22 protein-coding genes are annotated in these 22,192 nt (G+C 54.9%); 7 read left to right on the top strand and 15 right to left on the bottom strand.

Going from position 1 to position 22,192, the window contains the following annotated elements; genetic code table 11:
- The first annotated feature begins 99 nt into the window (after window positions 1–99).
- Window positions 100–1,110, top strand: coding sequence for a LacI family DNA-binding transcriptional regulator (locus tag NUX24_RS05220; protein WP_047651088.1), 1,011 nt, complete (start codon window positions 100–102; stop codon window positions 1,108–1,110).
- A 34-nt stretch (window positions 1,111–1,144) separates the two neighbouring features.
- Here NUX24_RS05220 and NUX24_RS05215 read toward each other — a convergent pair whose 3' ends face one another.
- The 15 genes from NUX24_RS05215 to pspA form a co-directional block, all read right to left on the bottom strand.
- The gene (locus NUX24_RS05215) at window positions 1,145–2,059 is read right to left on the bottom strand and encodes an OmpG family monomeric porin (protein ID WP_257830150.1); all 915 of its coding nucleotides are present in this window, start codon (window positions 2,057–2,059) and stop codon (window positions 1,145–1,147) included.
- Between the two features lie 66 nt (window positions 2,060–2,125).
- Entirely contained in the window at window positions 2,126–3,208 is a 1,083-nt protein-coding gene (locus NUX24_RS05210; RefSeq protein WP_126328699.1) for an ABC transporter ATP-binding protein, read from the bottom strand.
- Window positions 3,209–3,221: 13 nt separating this feature from the next.
- Window positions 3,222–3,887 (bottom strand): beta-phosphoglucomutase, encoded by a 666-nt coding sequence (pgmB, locus tag NUX24_RS05205; protein ID WP_047651091.1) that lies wholly within the window; start codon window positions 3,885–3,887, stop codon window positions 3,222–3,224.
- Window positions 3,877–6,156 carry a glycoside hydrolase family 65 protein gene (locus NUX24_RS05200; protein WP_257830149.1) on the bottom strand — a complete coding sequence of 760 codons (2,280 nt, stop codon included), beginning with the start codon at window positions 6,154–6,156 and terminating at the stop codon, window positions 3,877–3,879. The genes pgmB and NUX24_RS05200 overlap by 11 nt, the downstream gene beginning before the upstream one ends.
- Window positions 6,150–7,208 carry a Gfo/Idh/MocA family protein gene (locus NUX24_RS05195; protein WP_257830148.1) on the bottom strand — a complete coding sequence of 353 codons (1,059 nt, stop codon included), beginning with the start codon at window positions 7,206–7,208 and terminating at the stop codon, window positions 6,150–6,152. The genes NUX24_RS05200 and NUX24_RS05195 overlap by 7 nt, the downstream gene beginning before the upstream one ends.
- 11 nt (window positions 7,209–7,219) lie before the next feature.
- Entirely contained in the window at window positions 7,220–8,008 is a 789-nt protein-coding gene (locus NUX24_RS05190) for a sugar phosphate isomerase/epimerase (RefSeq protein WP_257830147.1), read from the bottom strand.
- A gap of 17 nt (window positions 8,009–8,025) precedes the next feature.
- Window positions 8,026–9,078: a zinc-binding alcohol dehydrogenase gene (locus tag NUX24_RS05185; protein WP_257830146.1), complete on the bottom strand. Its 1,053-nt coding sequence runs from the start codon at window positions 9,076–9,078 to the stop codon at window positions 8,026–8,028.
- A 28-nt stretch (window positions 9,079–9,106) separates the two neighbouring features.
- The gene (locus NUX24_RS05180) at window positions 9,107–9,949 is read right to left on the bottom strand and encodes a carbohydrate ABC transporter permease (protein WP_257830145.1); all 843 of its coding nucleotides are present in this window, start codon (window positions 9,947–9,949) and stop codon (window positions 9,107–9,109) included.
- Window positions 9,936–10,817 carry a carbohydrate ABC transporter permease gene (locus NUX24_RS05175; protein ID WP_257830144.1) on the bottom strand — a complete coding sequence of 294 codons (882 nt, stop codon included), beginning with the start codon at window positions 10,815–10,817 and terminating at the stop codon, window positions 9,936–9,938. Before NUX24_RS05175 ends, NUX24_RS05180 begins: the two co-directional genes overlap by 14 nt.
- Before the next feature lie 22 nt (window positions 10,818–10,839).
- Window positions 10,840–12,132 carry an ABC transporter substrate-binding protein gene (locus tag NUX24_RS05170; protein ID WP_214575929.1) on the bottom strand — a complete coding sequence of 431 codons (1,293 nt, stop codon included), beginning with the start codon at window positions 12,130–12,132 and terminating at the stop codon, window positions 10,840–10,842.
- Between the two features lie 14 nt (window positions 12,133–12,146).
- On the bottom strand, window positions 12,147–13,844 hold the full coding sequence (locus NUX24_RS05165) for a sugar phosphorylase (RefSeq protein WP_308280934.1): 1,698 nt from the start codon (window positions 13,842–13,844) through the stop codon (window positions 12,147–12,149).
- 197 nt (window positions 13,845–14,041) lie between these two features.
- The gene (gene pspD / locus NUX24_RS05160; RefSeq protein WP_023312043.1) at window positions 14,042–14,266 is read right to left on the bottom strand and encodes a phage shock protein PspD; all 225 of its coding nucleotides are present in this window, start codon (window positions 14,264–14,266) and stop codon (window positions 14,042–14,044) included.
- Between the two features lie 12 nt (window positions 14,267–14,278).
- Window positions 14,279–14,638, bottom strand: a complete 360-nt coding sequence (gene pspC / locus NUX24_RS05155; RefSeq protein WP_047651099.1) for an envelope stress response membrane protein PspC — start codon at window positions 14,636–14,638, stop codon at window positions 14,279–14,281.
- Window positions 14,638–14,862 (bottom strand): envelope stress response membrane protein PspB, encoded by a 225-nt coding sequence (pspB, locus tag NUX24_RS05150; RefSeq protein WP_023312045.1) that lies wholly within the window; start codon window positions 14,860–14,862, stop codon window positions 14,638–14,640. Before pspB ends, pspC begins: the two co-directional genes overlap by 1 nt.
- A 49-nt stretch (window positions 14,863–14,911) precedes the next feature.
- Entirely contained in the window at window positions 14,912–15,580 is a 669-nt protein-coding gene (gene pspA, locus NUX24_RS05145; RefSeq protein ID WP_033145729.1) for a phage shock protein PspA, read from the bottom strand.
- A gap of 166 nt (window positions 15,581–15,746) precedes the next feature.
- On the opposite strand from pspA, the gene pspF reads away from it, so the two are divergent.
- The 6 genes from pspF to sapF all read left to right on the top strand — a co-directional run bounded on the left by pspF (window position 15,747) and on the right by sapF (window position 22,092).
- A complete protein-coding gene (pspF, locus tag NUX24_RS05140; protein ID WP_047651101.1) occupies window positions 15,747–16,724 on the top strand; it encodes a phage shock protein operon transcriptional activator in 978 nt (325 codons plus the stop codon).
- Between the two features lie 88 nt (window positions 16,725–16,812).
- Window positions 16,813–18,453 (top strand): ABC transporter substrate-binding protein SapA, encoded by a 1,641-nt coding sequence (gene sapA, locus NUX24_RS05135; RefSeq protein WP_257830142.1) that lies wholly within the window; start codon window positions 16,813–16,815, stop codon window positions 18,451–18,453.
- Window positions 18,450–19,415, top strand: a complete 966-nt coding sequence (gene sapB / locus NUX24_RS05130; protein ID WP_047651103.1) for a putrescine export ABC transporter permease SapB — start codon at window positions 18,450–18,452, stop codon at window positions 19,413–19,415. Before sapA ends, sapB begins: the two co-directional genes overlap by 4 nt.
- A complete protein-coding gene (gene sapC / locus NUX24_RS05125; protein WP_032656751.1) occupies window positions 19,402–20,292 on the top strand; it encodes a putrescine export ABC transporter permease SapC in 891 nt (296 codons plus the stop codon). The genes sapB and sapC overlap by 14 nt, the downstream gene beginning before the upstream one ends.
- Window positions 20,292–21,284, top strand: a complete 993-nt coding sequence (gene sapD / locus NUX24_RS05120) for a putrescine export ABC transporter ATP-binding protein SapD (RefSeq protein WP_008501228.1) — start codon at window positions 20,292–20,294, stop codon at window positions 21,282–21,284. Before sapC ends, sapD begins: the two co-directional genes overlap by 1 nt.
- Before the next feature lies 1 nt (window position 21,285).
- Window positions 21,286–22,092 carry a putrescine export ABC transporter ATP-binding protein SapF gene (gene sapF / locus NUX24_RS05115; RefSeq protein ID WP_023312051.1) on the top strand — a complete coding sequence of 269 codons (807 nt, stop codon included), beginning with the start codon at window positions 21,286–21,288 and terminating at the stop codon, window positions 22,090–22,092.
- Window positions 22,093–22,192: the final 100 nt, after the last annotated feature.

The following is a 22,192-nucleotide window of genomic DNA, read 5'->3' as shown; positions in this document are numbered from 1 at the left end:
GGGGCAGATCGTTGATTATCAATTCTTATTTATTGCTATTGCCGTTTTCTCTCCAGTAAGATGAACGGCATTGCTGTCAGTCCGGAGTGAGTAAGGTGTATGTCACCCACCATCTATGATATCGCACGGGTTGCGGGCGTATCGAAATCAACCGTTTCCCGCGTTCTGAATAAACAAACGAATATTTCTCCCGAAGCGCGTGAAAAAGTGCTGAAGGCGATTGACGAATTAAATTATCAGCCCAACAAATTGGCCCGAGCCCTGACCTCTTCAGGCTTCGATGCCATTATGGTTATTTCGACCCGTTCAACCAAAACCACTGCCGGTAATCCTTTTTTCTCCGATGTCCTGCATGCCATTACGGCAAAAGCGGAAGAAGAAGGCTTTGACGTTATTTTACAGACCTCAAAAAGCAGCGAAGACGATCTGCTGAAATGCGTGAGTAAAATAAAACAGAAGATGATCAAAGGGATCATAATGCTGAGTTCACCGGCAAATGAATCCTTTTTCACCACGCTGGATGCGTATGGCGTACCGGTAGTGGTTATCGGCAAAGTTGAAGGTGAGTTTCAGAATATCTATTCCGTCGACACGGATAATTTCCATGACAGCGCCACGCTGACGGAAACCTTTATTAAAAACGGACGCCGTAAAATTGCCTGTCTGCATGCCCCGCTTGATTATCATGTTTCGATCGATCGCCTTGCGGGCTATAAAGCCAGTCTGGAAAAGCACCATATTGCCCTTAATCCGGACTGGATCAGGGACGGCGGTTATACCCATGAGAGTGCGCTTACGGCGGCTCTGGAACTGTTGTCTTCACCCACGCCACCTGATGCGGTATTCGCTACCGACAGCATGAAGTTACTTAGCCTCTATCGCGCGGCGGATGAGTTGAATCTGATGATCCCTGAGCAGGTGGTGATAGCCGGATACAGTGATCCGATGCTGTCTCTCATTTTAACGCCCGCACCTGGCGGCTTTGATATCCCCACCCGTAAGCTGGGGGAAGAGAGCTGCGATCTTCTTTTCAGGCGTATTGCGGGGCATCCCGCCCCGCAAAAAGTGCTGGTTGATACCCACTTTTTGTTGGCCGCATCCCTTCGATAAAACCAGGGGCGAAGTGCCCCTGGCGCGCCGTCGGTCAGAACGCGTAGTTTACGCCAACCCCCGCATAGTGGAAGCGGTCGCTCTCGCCTTCATCGTGGTTTTCCCACTCATACGCGTATTCAAGCGTCATGGATAAACCATTGTTGAAATCGTAAGCGTAGAGGAGACCCAGTCGGTTAAAATCGTGTCCTTCACGCTCAGGATCGTCCTGCCAGTCCCAGTTCGACCAGCGATCGAGCCCCAGGCGGGTATAAGGCGTTAAGGTGGTCTGGCCTAACGAAATGGGCAGATAGGCACGAATTTCCTGAGTAGAAAACTCGCCGTTATTACGAGAACTGTCCATATTGAAACCGCGCTCTAAATAGTAATTCACTTTAGCCGCAAAGGTTTCGTTAATGGTCCAGGTAAAGCCCGTTTCGGTTTCAACGCGGCTGTCAGCATAGCCGGTTTTTTGCAGATCGTTAGCAAACTGATACAGGGCAAACCAGCCGCCAAAACGCCAGTCGTCGGTTAATTTAATATCCCAGTCAGGCTGAACTTTATAGCGCTGCATATTAGCGCTGCCGTCTTTGGCGCCGTGTTCATCTTTAAAGTGATAACCATAATTCCGGAAACCGCCGGTCAGACCGAAGGTAAAATCATCGGTTCCGATAAAGCGATAGCGTAATTGAAATTCAGGACGATCAAAATAGGTTCCACGGGTCATACTGCTGTAATCAACCGGCCCCTCCTGATACATCGCCAGCGAAATAGTCCACGCATCCCAGGTTGCATTAAACCACACGGAAGGTTCATATAATCCATCTTTATCGTCGCCCTGCCCCTCAACGTTTTCGATTTCATACATTGCGCCAATATTAAATTCCCAATGTTTAGCTGCCTCTGATGCTTGTGCACAGCTAACTCCTGCGCACAGCACGAGCGCAGCACTTCTTAGTAGAGTACTCATTTAATTTTCCCTTTATAAGTAACAAACAAAAAAACCGGAAATTTGCATTTCCGGCGAACACCTTTCTTATCTAATAGCCGCTTCGGTTTCAGCATCGAAGAAATGGCACTTATTCATATCGAACTGGATATCGATATTATCCCCAGCGGCATAATCATTCGCCGCGCCAGCGCGAACCACCAGTTCATGACCGCCAACGCTGGCGTAAAGCATGAACTCCGCGCCGGTCAGTTCGGCTACGCTGACTTTCGCTGCGATATGCTTACCGCTGCTCTGCAGAGTGAGAATATCTTCCGGGCGGATCCCAAAGACCACGGCTTTGCGCTGATACCCTGCGGCATTCAGTGAAGCGAGCTTGTCCTCTGGAATCTTCAGACGCAGCGTTTCCGTGACGAAATAGCGATCGTCGATAGCGCCGCGAATGAAGTTCATGGCTGGCGATCCAATAAACCCGGCAACAAACATGTTTGCCGGTTCGTTGTAGACCTGCTTCGGAGCGCCGACCTGCTGAATAATGCCGTCTTTTAAGATCACGATGCGGGTCGCCATGGTCATGGCTTCCGTCTGGTCGTGGGTCACGTAAATCATCGTGGTGTTGAGCTTCTGGTGCAGCTTGCTGATTTCAGCCCGCATCTGCACGCGAAGCTTGGCATCGAGGTTGGAGAGCGGTTCATCCATCAGGAACACGCCCGCTTCGCGCACGATCGCCCTGCCCAACGCCACGCGCTGTCGCTGGCCGCCGGACAGCGCGCCCGGTTTACGCTTGAGGTACTCGCGTAATCCGAGGATCTGTGCCGCCCAGTTAACGCGCTCGTCGATAACCACTGGCGCAATTTTTTGCATCTTCAGGCCAAACGCCATGTTGTCGTAGACCGTCATATGCGGATAAAGCGCATAGTTCTGGAACACCATCGCGATATCACGAGACTTGGCGGGCACGTCATTCATGCATACCCCGTCAATAATCAGTTCACCCGCACTGATCTCCTCCAGACCGGCAATCATGCGCAGCGTCGTGGATTTGCCGCAGCCCGAAGGCCCGACGAAGACGATGAACTCCTTGTCTTCGATTTCGAGATTGAAATCCTTAACCACGTGGACCTGGTTATCATAGATTTTCTGAATGTGTTTCAGGGACAGTTGAGCCATTGTTAATTCCTTATCAATACGTCCGGGATGCCCAAAACTCGGTCAGGCATTTCCAGGTCAGTTCCCGCGTTGAATGAAGTTGTAAACCCGCATGGTTCAGGCCACATCCAATCCCAACCGATAGCATTCCCGCCGCGTTGATCGCCTCAACGCCTGCAGGTGCATCTTCGATACCTATAGCCGCGTCAGGACGCACATTCAGGCCTGCACAGGCGGCAAGGAAGATCTCCGGGTCTGGCTTTGAGCGGCAAATACGGGAAGCATCGGCGCAAAAATCGAAGGCCTGATGAATGCCCAGCGCATGCAGAATCCCCGGGGCATTCAGGGAAACGGAGGCGAGCCCAATTTTGACTTTCGCCGCACGGATATCCGCCAGCACGTCGCGAATACCGGGAAGCAGTGAATCCTCCGTCAGCGACGCCAGAGACTGGACATAGAGCGCGTTTTTCTTGGTCGCCAGCGCGAGGCGCTGCTCATCGCTAAACGTCCCCTCTTTCCCGCCATGCTTCAGGATGCGCTGAAGGGAATCCATGCGGCTAATGCCCTTCAGCTGTTCGTTAAATGCTTCGTCGAAGGTGATGCCGATTTCATCCGCCACTGCACGCCAGGCCAGAAAATGGAGGTGTGCGGTATCGGTGATCACACCGTCCAGATCGAATACAACAGCCTTAAGCGTCATAGTGCCCCTCCGTGGTAGCGGTCCCATTAACAGGTGCAAGAAAATCCTTATAAGCGCAAACTGTCCGCCCCGAAACGTGTAGCTTCTTGCCCCACAGCGTCAGCGCGGCAGGTGCCGAAGCTTCAATGGTTAACACTTCGTTTTCATAGGTGAAGTGCAGCGTTGCGTTCCGCCAGCGCAGGGGGAATGCCAGTTTTTGCCAGTGAGCTGGCAGTTTCGGCGCAAGATGCAGCTCCCCTTCTACAATCTGCACACCGGCAAAGCCCTGAATGACGCCGGACCAGATAGCGCCGGTCGCAGCGGCGTGAATTCCGTCATCGCAGCTGTGCGGGTCGTCCCCAAGATCGATGGCGACGCCATCGCGCCAGAAGGCGTAGGCACCCTCGGTGTCACCACAGCGGGCAGTCACAATGCCGTGAATGGCCTTGCTCAGCGAAGAGTCATGGATCGTGCGGGGCTCGTAGAACGCCAGATTGGCGGCGCACTGCTGCGGGGTAAACCGCTCCGGCAACAGGTAGGTAAGCATCACAACATCAGCCTGCTTAAGGATCTGCATGTCGTTGACTTCCGCGCGGGAATAATCGAGCAGAATGGTCTGCTTCCCTGCTTTTGCTTTATAGCGGCTGAGATCAATGGCGGGTTTCGCCATGAAGGTATCATCCTGCGGGATCACACCGTCTGAATTGGCCTCCGGCAGCCATAAGCGCGTCAGGAACCGTGTCGCTTTCTGCGTAAAACCTTTATCCTCGCGCCCAAACATCGTCATAAACTGGCGAGCGCAGGCAACGTTGTGCCAGGCCAGATAGTTGGTATAAGCGTTGTTGTTCACATGCTCGGTATATTCGTCCGGTCCGATGACGTCATGGATTTCGAGGCGACCATTGATTTCCGTTGCGCGGCCCATCCAGAACGCGGCGGTTTCCATCAGCAGCGTCAGGCCTTCGTTTCGCATAAAGGCATCATCGTGCGTCGCCTGCCAGTAAGCGACGACGGCCCAGGCAATGTCCGCCACGATGTGGTGTTCCGCCAGCGCGGAGGCCACCTTCTGGCGCGTGCCGGTTCGGATGTTGATAGCCGCGAACTCTGGCGTCTCTTCCAGGCCGCTGGCGGCACTTTCCCATGGGAACAACGCGCCGGGCCAGCCGTTGCGTCGGGCTTTTTCCCGCGCCCCGGCCAGGTTGAGCCAACGATAGCGCAGCAGGCTACGGGCGGTTTGGGGGCGAGTGAAGAGATGGAAAGGCAGCAGGAAAACTTCGGTATCCCAGAAGACGTGGCCTTTATACCCCTCTCCCGTCAGCCCTTTTGCAGCGATACTGCTTCGCTCATCATGGGCTGGCGTCATGGTCGTCAAATGCCAGACGGCGTAATCCAGCGCCATCTGATCCTGATGTTCCGTAGAGTCCACCTCCACCCGAGCGTCACGCCAGACCGCTTTCCAGGCATACGCCGAACTCTCAATCAACGCGTCGTAGCCTCTTGCCGCACAGACCTTAAGATCGGCCAGCGCATTGCGGGCGAAAGACGCCTGCGACAGTGCTTTATCACTGCGATGTGCCACCCAGACGATCTTCTCCAGCGTGACAGTGTCACCCTTCGCAACATTCAGCGAATGATGAACGCTGAGACGACGATTTTTGGCGGTGAAACAGCTGTCGCTCTTCGCTGAGAGCTGACAATACGCTGAAACAATTATCTCAGACGTGCGGTCCTGCGTTTCATACACGCCCTGCATATATTGCTGGTCGAACACTCTGACCGACACTTCATCCAGGTGCTGTCTGCCGCTGTTCGTTTGCGTTGCGTCAATGCCGGTTTGCAGCACGGCCTGCGTGGCGGCATCGAGCGGTGTAATCGAAAGCTGCATGGCCACTAAGGGCAACTGGTCCATCGACACGAAACGACGGCTCTCCAGACGATAGCGTTTCCCGTCAGGCGAGCGCCAGACGACGCTGCGACGAAGCTCGCCATTGGCAAACGCCAGCTCGCGCTGCCACTCGAGGATTTCGCCTGACAGGAGCGTGAAATTGACGCCATCCAGCTCAACATCGATACCGATGATATCCGGCAGATTGATCAGCTCAGTGGTCTCGTTGCGACCGGCACGATGATAGAGGCCCGCAAGATACATGCCTCGGGTTTGCTGGGTGTAATCTTCTTCGTGCGCAGCGCGGATCCCCATGTAGCCATTACCGCAGGCCATGATGGAGGCGTATTTATTCAGGCTGTGTGGACAAAAGCCCGGGTCGGTTAATACAGACACGTTTAGCATAACGTCACGCTTTCCCCTGTTTCTGCTGATTCATACAGCGCGGCGACGAGCTGCTGGATAACCAGCCCCTGCTCCGCATCAGCGATCATGACGGGCTCTCCCTGCACATGCCGTAGGAAGGCATCCATACTGCGCATATGACGCCGATCGTCAGCCTCTTCACGCTGCGTGAGGGTGACTAAAGTACCGGCTTCGTCGTTGTAGATGTGCGCCGGGAACAGCATGGCGCCCGCCTTTTCACCGCAAAATGCGACATTCATGATGGATTGTTCGCGGATATTGAGCGCAAACGACGTGTCCAGACGCAGAATGCCGCCGTTGCAAAATTCAATGGTGCCAAACAGGGCATCTTCAACGGTAAACTGCGAGGGATCCCACGCACCAAACTGACCGCTGCTTTTACGATTTCCCAGCCTCTGGAAGCTGTGTGCCGTCACCCGTTTTACCGCCGGGAACCCCAGCACGTACATCGCGGCATCGAGCATATGGATGCCGATATCAATCAGCGGCCCACCGCCCTGAAGCGTTTTGTTGGTAAAGACGCCCCAGCCGGGAACCCCGCAGCGGCGTAGCGCCTGCGCCGTGGTGTAATAAATTTCGCCCAGTTCCCCCTTCATCACAGCCTCACGCAGCAGTTGCGTATCAAGAGCAAAACGATGGTGAAAATCATACGCCAGCACTTTTCCCGCCTTGCGCGCGGCCATGCGCATCCGATCGGCCTCCTGCGGCGTCATGGCAGGCGGTTTTTCACACATCACGTGGCAGCCTGCTTCCAGCGCTGCCGTGACGTGCCCGAAATGGAACCGGTTAGGCGAACAGACGCTCACCACATCCGGCTTAACCGCCTCGAGCATCTCTCGCGTATCCTGCCATACCGAGGAAATACCATGACGTTCCGCAAACGCCCGAGCCTGTTCAGGATGGCTGTCCATGACAGCCACCATCTGAACATCACTGCGCGTGGCGTAATACGAGGCATGCACTTTATCCGCGACCTGCCCGGCGCCAATGATGGCGACGCGCAGAGGCGAAGGTGTAGAAGCACTCATCACGCTCGTCATCCTTAGCATTTACGCAAGTAAGTGAGCGAGTCCCGGTATGCCTTAGCCGGATCCTCGGCGCGAACACGGCACTCATACACCACGTAACCCCGGTAGTTATCCGCACGCAGCCGATCGAAAAGGCTGGCAAAATCGAGGCTGCCGCTGCCCGGCTGGTAGCGGTGGTTATCTGCGATGTGCACATGGCCAAGCAGATCGCGGTGCTGATGCAGCGCATCCGTCAGCGAGTCTTCTTCGATGTTCATATGATAGAAATCGCCGATGATCTGCACGTGCGTCAGGCCGTTCTCTTCGATATAGCGACGCGCGTCAGCCAGGGTGTTGATCATGTGATCCTGATAGCGGTTCAGCGGCTCCAGGTAGACGGTTGTTCCGGTGCGCGCCGCCACCTCATCCAGCCAGCGCAGGGAGGCGCTTACGGCTTTGCGGTCACCGTCCAGGCTGCGTGGGGAGGTCATTGGCGGCAGACGGAAGGTAAACATTCCCCAGGCAGCAGGCACGATAATGCCCTTGCCGCCCACTTCAGCCAGCGCTTCCAGAATGCGTTCAATCTGCTTTAACCCGTTCAGACGACGTTCTTCGATGAAGTCGCCGATCCAGCCATCGTATCCGCCGCAAGCGGTCGTAACCGGCAGACCGGTGGCCTTAATCGCCGCTTTAACCTCGGCGAGGTTCTCCACCAGCAGCTTGCCGTCAATTTCATAACCATCAAAACCCATCGCTTTGATGTACTGGAATTTCTCCATGATATTGACCGGGAAAAAGGCCTGATTTTGTGTTGCGATTTTCATGTTTTGCTTTCCTTAGCTTAAAAAGTGACGCCCATTTTGATGCTCAGTTCCGGATGCTGATCGACATACTTCATGTAGCTTTCCGGGCTGGTGGTGAAGGTGACGACCGGGTCGATGAGATCTTCACAATTCAGATAGCCGTTCATCAGCATTTCCCAGCAGGTCTCTTCAATACGTTTGCGGTTCCAGCGCGGGTAATCCGGGTTGGGTTCGCTGCAGGCACGGGAGAAGACAATCTTCGCGTTATTGAAATGCGCCTCGCGGCCAAGGTTAAAACCTTCCGCGAACGGTTTCGCGAAGGCTACGTAGGAGATGGTGCCGCCATAGGCCAGCCCGCGCAGCGCGGACTGCAGGGCATCTGCAAAGCCGCTGGTTTCGATGATCACATCCGCGCCCTGCTTCCCGGTCAGCTTTTTGATTTCCAGACCGACATCGGTGCCGATTGGGTTCAGACAGTGGTCTGCCCCATGACGACGGGCGATGTCACAGCGGTGTTCGATAGGGTCGACGCCGATGACAATTGCCGCACCGGCTTTTTTGGCCAGCTGGATCGCAATCTGCCCAATCGCACCCAGCCCCACCACAACCACAAAATCGCCGACCCGCACGTTGGCATCACGCACGCCGCTCATGGCGAACTGCGCCGGATCGTAGCAAACGGCGTTTTTCCAGGAGGCGCCCTGCGGCATTTTGCGCAGCTTGTAGTTATTCACCGCGTTAACGATCACCGTTTCCTGCAGCGGTGCGTAGCAGCAGACGCTGTCGCCGATCTGGTATTCAGTGACGTCTGCACCACATTCAATAATGTCGCCAACCACCATATTGCCCAGCTGGAACTTACCGAATTCGATCCCGCGGGCCGTCCCCTCTTCACGCGGGGTAAACATCTGCCACTCCGCATTGAACTCTTCGTCAATAAACGGACTGGCGGCGCGGAAATCCACCACTTCGGTACCGTGTTTCGGCGCGCCAAAGCGGGCGCGAATTTTCACTTCATGGACCGCAACCGGACGATCTTCATATTCCACCAGCGCCGCTACACGAGGCGCTGTCGCAACTAATTTTTTCATGACTGACTCCTTGTTAAAATTGGCCGCCTCAGCCCTTCACGCCGCCGGCGGTCAAACCACTTTTAATAAAACGTTCAGACAGGGCGTACATGATGACCACCGGAAGCGCCGTCACCAGCGATGCCGCCATCATGCGACCCCAGATATAATCTGGCGTGCTAAAGAGCGTGTTCAGCCCGACCGGCAAGGTGAAATGGCTGGCGCTGGACAGGAAAATGGACGCAAACAGGTAGTCGTTCCACGCCACCATGAAGCAGTAGACAAACACCGATACAAGCCCGGAAATCGCCAGCGGCACGGTGATGCGAAAGATGATTTGCAGGCGGTTGAGGCCGTCCATCATCGCGGCTTCTTCGATTTCGTCCGGGATGGTGTCGAAATAGCTGCGCAGCATGAACACCGCTGTCGGTAACGTCTGCGTCACCATGGTGATAATCAGCGCCAGCTCGGTGTCGTAGATCCCAAGGGCAGTGATGATTTTGAACAGCGGTACCACCAGCAAGATCCCGGAGAACATGTAAACGGTGTAAAAGCTCGCGTTGATCGTCGTGCGGCCCTTAAAACGCAGTTTGGACAAGGCGTAAGCCCCCAGCGTGCCGAGAAATACGGCAATCACCGAGGAGGTCAGCGACACCACCATGCTGTTTTTGAAATAGTCCACGAACGGGAAAATCAGTGGGTTAAAGATGTCGACGTAATGCTGCAGCGTCCACGCCTGCGGCAAAATGGTCGGGTTAAGCGATATCGCCTCTTTCGCGCTTTTGAATGACGTCATCAGCATCACGAAGAACGGGAATAGCGTAATGACCAGGAACACCGCCAGACCGAGGTAGAAACCAATACGGCTCAATACGCGTTTATTTGTTGGCATTGAGGTTTACCCTTTTTCTGGTCAGCAGAATCACCGCGAAGATGATCACGAACAGCACAACGGATATCGCCGCAGCCTTACCCAAATCGTTGAAAGCGAATGCCGTTTTGTAGAGGTAGACGCCCAAAATATCGACCTTGGTCGTCAACAGGTAGACATCCGCAAACATGTAGAACATCCAGATAGTGCGGAGCGTCACCACCGTTGCCAGCACTGGCATAATCGCGGGCAGCGTAACGATTCGAAAACGCTGCCAGGCATTCGCGCCGTCCATTTCCGCCGCTTCATACAGCGACTTATCAATGGTCTGCAAAATCGCGAGGAACGAAATGAACGCGTACGGGAAGTAGCGCCAGATGGCGAACAACACCACCAGCACAAAGCTGCTGCCAGGATTGTCGAACCACAGGGGTGCCTGGTCATACAGATGCAGCAGGTCAACGCCCAGATAGTTCACAATGCCGTAGCCGTTGTTGAACATGTATTTCCACGCAAACACCAGCGAAATTGACGGGGTGACGTAGGACAAAATCACCAGTGAACGTGCCGTTTTCCGCAGACGGAATTCACGGTTAAAGAAGATCGCAACCGCCAGCCCCAACCCCGTGCTGCCGATCACCACCAGCGCGGTGTACCAGAACGTCATCCACAGCGAGTGCCAGAACGCAGCATCCCCCAGGATGCGGATGTAGTTATCCAGCCCGACGAACACCGCATCAATACGCGGGTTGAGCGGCAGACGTAAGAAACTGATTTCAATATTGGAAATCATTGGCCAGGCCACCAGGCCCCCCAGCAAGATCAGGCTGGGGGCCAACAGCAGCATGGCGAAAGGCATATCTGAACGACCAGAAAACAACGTCTTCATAATTTCCTTCCGCAGAGCGCTCCTATCGTTGTGAAATCAGATCGGTCAGACGCTTCTGGCTGTTACTAAGCGTGTTGCTGAGATCTTTTTTCCCCACCGTGACGTTATGCACCATGGAACTGATGATGCCGGACCCGGTAACATCGCCCATGCGCGTGAAGTTTTTGTCCCCCACCGCGCCAAACACCTGCACATTCGGGAACTGCGCAATCAGTTCGTAAGGCAGTTGCCCAAACGCTTTAATCACATCGTTGTTTTTCCAGGTATCGGTGCCCACCACCAGCTTGTTCACCGGCAGTGCCGCGCCGGGCGACATCATGACCCAGTCGGTTGCGTTTTGAGCCTGCTCCATCCAGGTCACAAACTTTTCAGCCGCCTGAGTCTCATCTTCGGTTTGACCGGTGGTAATCGTCAGCGACGTGACCATGCCGTAAACAGCAGAAGAGGTTTCAGTTGGGACGACGAAGCCCAGGTTTGCAGGGTTTCCGTCCTGGAATACCGCCGGCAGGATGTAGGTGGAGTAAACCGCCATCGGCGCAGAACCGTTCATGAAGGCATCTTTGATCTCCATGACGTCGTTTGAACCCGGCATGGTGGTCGCGGCCAGATCTTTGTAAAACGCCAGAGCTTTTGCCATTTCAGGGGTATCGATGTCGACGTTCCCTTTGGCATCAAAAACGTTCGCGCCGCCGGAAAGCGCAAACTGGGAGAATGCCTGCTCCGTCATCACGCTTTCCGCGGTAGGCAGCGCAATGCCGTAATGCTTTTTGGCCGGGTCGTTAAGGCTCTGGCTGGCTTTCAGCAGCTGCGCCCAGTTATGCGGCTCCTGAATACCCGCCGCAGCCAGCGCATCTTTGTGATACCAGACGCCCGATAGCCAGGCGCTGACTGGCACCCCCGTCCAGGCAGAACCGTCTTCCGTACGAACCACGCGCAAGATGCCGTCATAGAAGGTATCCTTGCCTACCGCGTTAATGGCTTCGGCGATGGCTTTGCGATCCAGCAGCTGTTCCTTGTCCATAACTTTCGCGTAGTCATGGCTGACTTCAATCACCTCTGGCAGCGCGCCCGTTCTGGCGAGCGTAATAACCTTGGTGTTGTAAGCATCCTCTTCTACCGGCACCTGTTTCACCGTGATGCCGGGGTTCTCTTTCTCGAACTTTTCGATAAGCTTCGTGATAACCGCCTGGCGCTCCTGCTCAACTGACGAGTGCATAAACTCAATGGTGACAGCTGACTTTTTGTCGTCCTTGCACCCTGATAACAAGGCGCACGAAACCAGTGCTGATATCAGCACAATTCTGGGCATTTTCATTTTTAAGGTCCTTTTTAGTTTTCTTTAATCCACAACACCTGCCATGGATATAGGGTCAGCGTTTTATCCGTAATATCTTTCCCGGAAATCAACTCCGTTCCGGAATGAATATCGGATTCCACCGTTTGAATGCCGTCACTGAAATTAAACAGCGCCGTTACTTTCTCACCACAATCCGCCACGCGAACGATTTTTAAAACATGTTCACCTGGCGCACTGAAATAAGCCTCGCTGTCAGGATGGAATGCCTTTTCCGCCCGACGCAGCGCAATTAACTGGCTTAACGAGCGATAGACCTGAGAGCGTAGGCTATTTTTATCTTCAAGCTCGCCATCAATTTGTCCTGCAGTGTATTTCTCACGATTAATCGCACGGTTGTATCCCAGGCGTTCAACACCTGCATAATCATTACGGGAACCGAGAATGCTCTGGATATAAACCGCGGGCACGCCGGGGAAGCTTAAAAGGACGGCATGCGCCAGAATAAACCGGGCAATCCGTTGGCTATCAAGACTGTCACGCGGACTTAAAGCATCCAGATAGGTCACATTAATTTCATAAGGACTGCGTGTGCCATCCGGGTTATTTTTCCAGTTAACCAACGCGCCTTCAGCCTGAAGTTTTTCCACAAGCGAGAGGATTTCCGACTCGGGTAAAATTCCGCGTAATGGATTCAGACCAATCCCGTCATGCGAGGCCAGGAAGTTAAACCAGGTGGTTTTCGTGGAAGGCAACGTCAGCGACGCTGCCCACTGGCTCAGCGTACGGACGTCCTGAGAATGTACCGCATGCAGCACCAGCGGAGGCAAAGAGAACTGATAAACCATCTGCGCTTCATTTTCGCCGTCACCGAAGTAAGCAACGTTATCTTTATGCGGAACGTTCGTCTCGGTAATAATCAACGTTCCAGGGGCGACAGCCTCGGTAATGGCGCGGAAAAGCTGGATGAGCTGATGGGTTTGCTCAAGGTGGATGCAGTTTGTTCCGGGTATTTTCCACATAAAGCCCACCGCATCCAGACGAATGTATCGCGCCCCTTCAATCAGGTAATGCAGCAGCACGTCGACCATCGCGATCAGCACCTGCGGAGAGGCGAAATTGAGATCGACCTGGTCCTCGCTGAAGGTGGTCCACAGGTGTCGCACGCTGCCATCATGCAGCGTGAAAGGCGTAAGAAGCGGTAAGGCACGCGGACGCGTCACCGCGGATAAGTCTGTTTCAGGATCGACAGAAATAAAGAAATCTTCATATCCTGGCATTTGCTTCAGGTAAATAGCGAACCATTTGCTTTTGGCTGACATATGGTTGCATACGAAATCGAACATTAAACTGGCTGACTGTTTTAATTCGGCAACATCTCGCCACGTTCCGGTTTCCGGTGCAACCTCGTGATAATCGATAACAGAAAACCCGTCGTCTGAAGACCATGGATAAAAAGGCAAGAGATGGACATGAGAAAAAGAGTGATCAAGCCACCTGTTATAAAAACGTGTAAAAACCGGTAGCGCCTTCTCCCCTTTCGCTGAAAACTGATCGGCATAGGTAATCAGGACAACGTCTTTTTCATCCCAACCCGTTTTACGTTTTTCCGTAATAACAGAAGCGGCATTTCCAATATTTTCCAGCAGCACATTAAGATGGGCATCAGAAAACGTTTCCCCGTAAACAAGATTAATGAGTTCTTTAATTTTTGTATTCATTTCATTTTCCATGGTAGCGGTCCCACGGAGTGGCAATCTACTCCCATGAAAAATATCTGTCAACGGACCAGGAAAGAGAAAAAGGTGATTGCAAAGCAGCTCAGCGCAATATTGTGAGCTGCCGCAAAGAAAGAACGGGGAAAAGAGGAAATGCGGTTAACCGTCGCCAGTCCCTCCCCCGTCAGGGAAAGGGCTAACGCCAGCAGGAATTATTGGGATAAGTAGCGGCGAGAAAGCCGTTTTGCCACCTTTTGCAGCAGCGGTTCGAGCGCCACGGCCAGCACCATTCTGACCGGTTTGCGGGCAACGGATTTAATTGCCCAACCCGCCACACCTGCCGGGCCGAACCGTAACGCGGTCAGCAGGACCAGTTTACCTGCGATTTTCAGGCCGGGTTTTACCTTCTGACCGGCCTGTTGCCAGTGTTGTTTCATCTCATCTCTCTCTTAAAGCTGACGAAAGCGACTTCTCAGCGTAAAGGTATCCGACGTGACATAGCGTTCCATTTCCCGTAGCCGCTTCTCACCGGCGGCGAGTTGCTCATCAACGGCATTGAGAAGATCGCTGCTGGTCGGGGCTCCCTCCGCTGCCAGTTCTCCGTCCGGCATTGGGTCAAGGACAAACGACAGGACGATGTATGCCACCAGGGTAATAAACGCCAGGCCAAAGAAGATCGATAGCACCGCGACCACGCGGACCAGTTTTACCGGAACATCAAGATAGTGAGCCAGCCCGGCACAAACGCCGCGCACCATGCCCTGCTGTGGAATTCGCCACAGCTTTTTGTTCAGATTCAGTCCAGACATTAACGGTCCCTCCAGTTTGGATGCTCAGCATCCAGGATGGCTTCCAGCGCCTGAATGCGCTCGCGCATTTTGTTCGCCTCGTCGGAAAGCTGCACCAGACGCTGTTGTTCACTCTGGGAGAGTTCGCCCCGAGAAGAACGGTTGCTGTAGTGCAGCCATAGCCAAATCGGCAAAACGAACAGCACGAAAATTGTCAGGGGAATGGCCAGAAAAAGCGCGCTCATGTGTACTCCTTGTCTTATGAGGCGGCACGCTCAGGTGCCGCAGGAATTATTATTGGTTGTCTTGCTTCATTTTGGCTTTCAGTGCCGCCAGCTGCTCGCTGATTTCATCATCAGCCTTCAGATCGGCGAACTGTTGATCCAGCGACTTCTGCTTGCCGATGCCGTGGCTTTCAGCTTCCGCTTCCATGTGGTCGATACGACGTTCAAACGATTCAAAACGCGCCATCGCTTCATCAAGCTTACCGCTGTCCAGCTGACGACGCACGTCGCGGGAAGAGCTTGCCGCCTGGTGACGCAGGGTCAGCGCCTGCTGACGCGCGCGGGTTTCGTTAAGTTTATTTTCAAGCTCACCAATCTCTTTCTTCATACGGGTGAGCGTGTCATCCACCAGCGTGACTTCATGCTCGAGCGTCGCGACCATATCGGCCAGCTTCTGTTTTTCGATCAGCGCCGCACGGGCCAGATCCTCTTTGTCTTTACGCAGCGCCAGTTCCGCTTTTTCCTGCCATTCGTTCAGCTGTGCGGTTGCCTGTTCAATACGACGCGTAAGCTGTTTTTTCTCCGCCAGCGCGCGGGCGGAGGTTGAACGCACTTCAACCAGCGTGTCTTCCATCTCCTGAATCATCAGGCGTACCAGCTTCTGCGGATCTTCCGCTTTCTCAAGCAGTGAGTTGATGTTGGCGTTCACGATGTCGGCAAAACGAGAAAAAATACCCATAATCAAATCCTCATAGTTCGGTTATCGGGCTATGCCCTGCTGTACAGATAATACAAACATCATGCCAGGTTTTTATCTTATTGATTTTCCTGAACCTGATTGATTTTTACGCGATGAAGAACTATTCTTCCCTGGTGAATATCGCTAAGGAGTGGTTAATTTCATCATGCCCGGATACAAAGACAATTTACTCGGCGAAGCAAACAGCTTTCTCGAAGTGCTGGAACAGGTCTCTCGGCTGGCGCCGCTCAATAAACCGGTGCTGATCATCGGTGAACGCGGAACGGGGAAAGAGCTGATAGCCAACCGTCTGCATTACCTCTCCGGGCGCTGGGATGGCCCCTTCATTTCCCTTAACTGCGCGGCGCTGAATGAAAACCTGCTCGACACCGAGCTCTTCGGCCATGAAGCGGGCGCGTTTACCGGTGCCCAGAAACGCCATCCCGGACGCTTTGAGCGCGCTGACGGCGGTACGCTGTTTCTGGATGAGCTGGCCACCGCGCCCATGCTGGTGCAGGAAAAACTGCTGCGCGTGATTGAGTACGGCGAGCTGGAGCGCGTCGGCGGTAGCCAGCCGCTGCAGGTTAACGTGCGCCTGGTGTGCGCCACGAACGCCAACCTGCCGGAGATGGTGGCGGAGGAGAAATTCCGTGCCGACCTGCTTGACCGCCTGGCCTTTGACGTCGTTCAGCTTCCTCCCCTGCGCGAGCGCAGAAGCGACATCATGCTGCTGGCAGATCAGTTTGCGATTCAGATGTGCCGCGAGCTCGGCCTGCCGCTGTTCCCCGGCTTCAGCGATTATGCGCAGGAGACGCTGCTGGCTTACCACTGGCCGGGAAATATCCGCGAACTGAAAAACGTCGTGGAGCGTTCCGTCTATCGCCACGGCAGCAGCGAGACGGAGCTGGACAATATCATTATCGATCCTTTTCAGCGCAGCGCAGCGCCACTGTCCGCACCAGCGTCTTCAGGCGATGTTCCTACTCTCCCCCTTGATTTACGCCAGTTTCAAAACGATCAGGAGAAACAGCTGCTGGAGCAAAGCCTGAAGACGGCAAAATATAACCAGAAACGGGCGGCTGAACTGCTGGGTCTGACCTACCATCAATTGAGGGCATTGCTCAAAAAGCATCAAATGCGCTGACAATATCAGCACTTACCTGCAGACATTTTTACGAAGCAGGCGTAAGTGCGATACACTTTGCAGATCGAACCTAAAAACCTTAAAAATTATGCGTCTGGTTTTATCGTCCTTTTTTGCACTTGGTCTGTTTAGCAGCCAGGCCTTTGCCGCGCCCGGGCAAACTCCCCAGCCTGACATTCGTGACAGCGGCTTTGTCTATTGCGTAAGCGGCCAGGTGGACACCTTCAACCCGCAAAAAGCGGGCAGCGGCCTGATCGTGGATACCCTGGCCGCACAGCTTTACGACCGTCTGCTTGATGTTGACCCATACACCTACCGTCTGGTGCCTGAGCTGGCGGAAAGCTGGGAAGTGCTGGATAACGGCGCAACCTACCGTTTTCACCTGCGCGATGACGTCGCGTTTCAGCGCACGCCGTGGTTTACCCCCACGCGCAGGCTGAATGCGGATGACGTGGTCTTCACCTTCCAGCGCATCTTTAACCGCAACCATCCGTGGCATTACGTTAACGGCAGCAACTTCCCCTATTTCGACAGCCTGCAGTTTGCCGACACCGTCAAAAGCGTGCGCAAGCTCGATAACCGGACGGTTGAATTTACGCTGACGCGCCCGGATGCCTCCTTCCTCTGGCACCTGGCAACCCACTATGCGTCGGTCATGTCCGCTGAATACGCGGCGAACCTGACGAAAAAAGATCGTCAGGAGTTACTCGATCGTCAGCCGGTCGGCACCGGTCCGTTCCAGCTGGCCGAATACCGCGCCGGGCAGTATATTCGTCTGCAGCGCCATGAGCATTTCTGGCGCGGCACCCCGCTGATGCCGCAGGTGGTAGTGGATCTCGGCTCTGGCGGGACAGGACGTCTGTCAAAACTGCTCACGGGTGAATGCGACGTGCTCGCCTGGCCCGCGGCCAGCCAGCTTACCATTTTGCGCGACGATCCGCGCCTGCGGCTGACGTTACGTCCCGGAATGAATATCGCTTATCTCGCCTTTAACACGGATAAGCCGCCGTTGAATAACCCTGCCGTACGTCACGCTCTGGCGCTGGCGATTAATAACCAGCGTTTAATGCAGTCGATCTACTACGGCACGGCGGAAACCGCCGCCTCAATTTTACCGCGCGCCTCGTGGGCCTATGACGGTGAAGCTAAAATTACGGAATACAATCCGGCAAAAGCACGTGAACAGCTGAAGGCGCTGGGGGCGGAAAACCTCACGCTGCAGCTTTGGGTGCCAACCAGCTCTCAGGCGTGGAACCCGAGCCCGCTCAAGACCGCCGAACTGCTGCAGGCAGATATGGCGCAGGTGGGCGTCAAAGTGATCATCGTACCGGTTGAGGGCCGTTTCCAGGAGGCGCGCCTGATGGACATGAATCATGATTTAACCCTGACCGGCTGGGCGACCGACAGTAACGATCCGGACAGTTTCTTCAGGCCGCTGCTAAGCTGTGCGGCGATTAATTCGCAGACCAACTACGCCCACTGGTGTAACCGGGAGTTTGACGCCGTGCTGCAAAAAGCGCTGGCTTCCCAGCAGCTGGCCTCACGCATCGACGCCTATGATGAAGCGCAGAAGATCCTTGCCCAGGAACTGCCGGTGCTGCCGCTGGCATCTTCCCTGCGTCTTCAGGCCTATCGTTATGATATTAAAGGCCTGGTGCTGAGTCCGTTCGGCAACGCCTCGTTTGCAGGCGTGTCGAGAGAAAAAGAACAAGAGGTGAAAAAACCATGATTATTTTTACCTTACGTCGGCTCCTTTTGCTGCTGGTGACGCTCTTTTTCCTGAACTTTGTCGGCTTCAGCCTGAGCTATTTCACGCCCCACGCCCCGCTCCAGGGGTCGTCGCTGTGGGATGCCTGGCTGTTCTGGTTTAACGGGCTGCTGCACTGGGATTTCGGCGTGTCCAGCATTAACGGCCAGCTGATTTCCGAGCAGTTGAAAGAGGTTTTCCCGGCCACGATGGAGCTGTGCATTCTGGCCTTCGGCTTTGCCCTGATGGTCGGTATCCCGGTGGGTATGCTGGCCGGGATCTATCGCAACAAATGGCAGGATAAGTTTATCAGCGCCCTCGCCCTGTTAGGCTTCTCCATCCCGGTATTCTGGCTGGCGCTGCTGCTGACGCTGTTCTTCTCGCTGACGATGGGCTGGCTGCCGGTTTCGGGTCGCTTTGACCTGCTCTATACGGTTAAAACGGTGACGGGTTTTGCCATCATTGACGCGTGGCTGTCCGATTCGGTGTGGCGCCATGAGATGATTGTCAGCGCCGTGCGCCATATGGTATTGCCGGTGCTGACGCTGGCGGTTGCGCCAACAACCGAAGTGATCCGCCTGATGCGCCTGAGCACCATTGAGGTATTTGACCAGAACTACGTCAAAGCCGCCGCCACGCGCGGGTTGTCCCGTCTGACCATACTGCGCCGCAACGTCCTGCACAACGCGCTGCCGCCGGTTATTCCGCGTCTGGGATTACAGTTTTCCACCATGCTGACGCTGGCCATGATCACCGAGATGGTCTTCAGCTGGCCTGGCCTGGGGCGATGGCTGATTAACGCCATCCGCCAGCAGGACTACGCCGCGATTTCTGCGGGCGTGATGGTGATTGGTTCGCTGGTGATTATTGTTAACGTGTTGTCCGATATTCTGGGTGCCATGGCTAACCCATTGAAGCATAAGGAATGGTATGCCTTACGATAGCGTATACAGTGAAAAGCGCACGCCTGGCGTGCTGCGTACCGTGTGGCGTAAATTCTATGGTGACACCACGGCGATGATCGGCCTTTACGGCTGCGCCGGCCTGGTGTTGCTTTGCGTCTTTGGCTCGTGGTTTGCGCCGTACGGCATCGACCAGCAGTTCCTTGGCTATCAGCTGCTGCCGCCGTCCTGGTCGCGCTACGGTGAAGTCTCTTTCTTCCTGGGAACGGACGACCTCGGACGTGACGTGTTGAGCCGCCTGCTGAGCGGTGCAGCCCCGACGGTGGGCGGCGCATTTGTGGTAACGCTCGCGGCAACGATCTGCGGGCTGGCGCTCGGTATTTTTGCGGGATCCACCCATGGCCTGCGTTCGGCGGTCCTTAACCACATTCTGGATACGCTGCTGTCGATTCCATCCCTGCTGCTGGCGATCATCGTTGTTGCCTTTGCCGGTCCGCACCTGTCGCATGCCATGTTCGCCGTCTGGCTGGCTATCCTGCCCCGCATCGTGCGCTCGGTTTACAGCATGGTGCATGATGAATTGGAAAAAGAGTACGTCGTTGCCGCGCGTCTGGACGGCGCGACAACCTTTAACATTCTGTGGTTTGCCGTGCTGCCCAACATCGCCGCCGGGCTGGTCACCGAGATCACCCGCGCTCTGTCGATGGCGATCCTGGACATCGCGGCGCTCGGCTTTCTCGACCTCGGTGCACAGCTGCCGTCGCCCGAATGGGGTGCGATGCTCGGCGACGCGCTGGAGTTGATCTACGTGGCACCGTGGACGGTCATGCTGCCGGGGGCGGCCATTATGGTGAGCGTGCTGCTTATCAACCTGCTGGGCGACGGTATTCGCCGTGCAATTAACGCGGGGGTGCAATAATGCCGCTTCTTGATATTCGCAACCTCACCATCGAATTCAAAACCGGTGAAGGCTGGGTTAAAGCCGTCGATCGCATCAGCATCACCCTTGCGGAGGGTGAAATACGCGGGCTGGTGGGGGAATCCGGCTCGGGAAAAAGCCTGATTGCCAAAGCTATCTGCGGCGTGGCGAAAGACAACTGGCGCGTGACGGCAGACCGTATGCGTTTTGACGATATCGATCTGCTGCGCCTTTCCCCCCGCGAGCGGCGTAAGCTGGTCGGGCATAACGTCTCAATGATTTTCCAGGAGCCGCAGTCCTGTCTCGACCCGTCCGAACGCGTGGGTAAACAGCTCATGCAGAACATCCCCGGCTGGACCTACAAAGGCCGCTGGTGGCAACGCGTTGGCTGGCGCAAGCGTCGTGCCATCGAGCTTTTACACCGCGTCGGGATCAAAGATCACAAAGATGCGATGCGCAGCTTCCCCTATGAGCTGACCGACGGCGAATGTCAGAAAGTGATGATTGCCATCGCGCTGGCAAATCAGCCGCGTTTGCTGATTGCGGATGAACCGACGAACGCGATGGAACCCACCACGCAGGCGCAAATCTTCCGCCTGCTGTCGCGTCTCAACCAGAATAACAACACCACCATTTTGCTGATCAGCCATGACCTGCAAATGCTCAGCAAATGGGCGGATAAAATTGACGTCATGTACTGCGGGCAAACGGTCGAAACCGCGCCGAGTGAAGACCTGATCACCGCGCCGCACCACCCGTATACGCAGGCGCTAATCCGCGCTATTCCGGATTTTGGCAGCGCGATGCCGCATAAAAGCCGCCTGAATACCCTGCCGGGGGCGATTCCGCTGCTGGAATCCCTGCCGATAGGCTGTCGTCTGGGGCCGCGGTGCCCCTACGCTCAGCGTAAATGTATCGAGACGCCACGCCTGACCGGGGCCAAAAATCATCTATACGCCTGTCATTTCCCGCTGAACATGGAGAGAGAGTGAAATGGTCGAAACCTTACTGGAAGTCCGCAACCTGAGTAAGACCTTTCGCTACCGCACGGGGCTGTTTCATCGTCAAACTGTCGACGCGGTGAAGCCGCTGAGCTTTACGCTGCGTGAAAAACAGACTCTGGCGATCATCGGCGAGAACGGTTCCGGGAAATCCACCCTGGCGAAAATGCTCGCCGGCATGGTTGAACCGACTGCAGGCGAAGTGTTGATTGACGATCATCCTCTGACGTTCGGCGATTACTCTTTCCGCAGCCAGCGCATCCGCATGATCTTCCAGGATCCGTCTACCTCGCTTAACCCGCGCCAGCGCATTTCGCAGATCCTCGATTTTCCGCTGCGTCTGAACACAGACCTGGAGCCGGAGGCGCGCCGTAAGCGCGTATTTGAAACCCTGCGTATGGTTGGGCTGTTACCGGATCACGAAAGCTACTACCCGCATATGCTGGCCCCCGGCCAGAAACAGCGCCTGGGACTGGCGCGCGCGTTGATTTTGCGGCCAAAAGTGATCATTGCGGATGAAGCGCTTGCCTCGCTGGATATGTCGATGCGCTCGCAGCTGATTAACCTGATGCTGGAATTGCAGGAAAAACAGGGGATCTCGTATATCTACGTCACCCAACATCTGGGAATGATGAAGCACATCAGCGATCAGGTGATGGTCATGCACCAGGGCGAAGTTGTCGAGCGCGGCAGTACGGCGGATGTGATGGCCTCCCCGCTGCATGAGCTGACAAAACGGCTGATTGCCGGTCATTTCGGTGAAGCATTGACCGCCGATGCGTGGAGAAAGGACCGCTAAGCGCGACGCTCAACACAAATCACCCCACTAAAATAAGGATTAAATAGCCTGCGTGCGCTATTTAATCCTTTAATTTTTCGTCTCCATCCCTGCTCCATAT

The sequence above is a fragment of the Enterobacter sp. HG048 genome (assembly GCF_024702055.1).
GTDB classification, from domain to species: domain Bacteria; phylum Pseudomonadota; class Gammaproteobacteria; order Enterobacterales; family Enterobacteriaceae; genus Enterobacter; species Enterobacter dykesii.
Note: the sequence above shows the minus strand (reverse complement) of the source record. Positions and strands in the feature narration are given on the sequence as shown.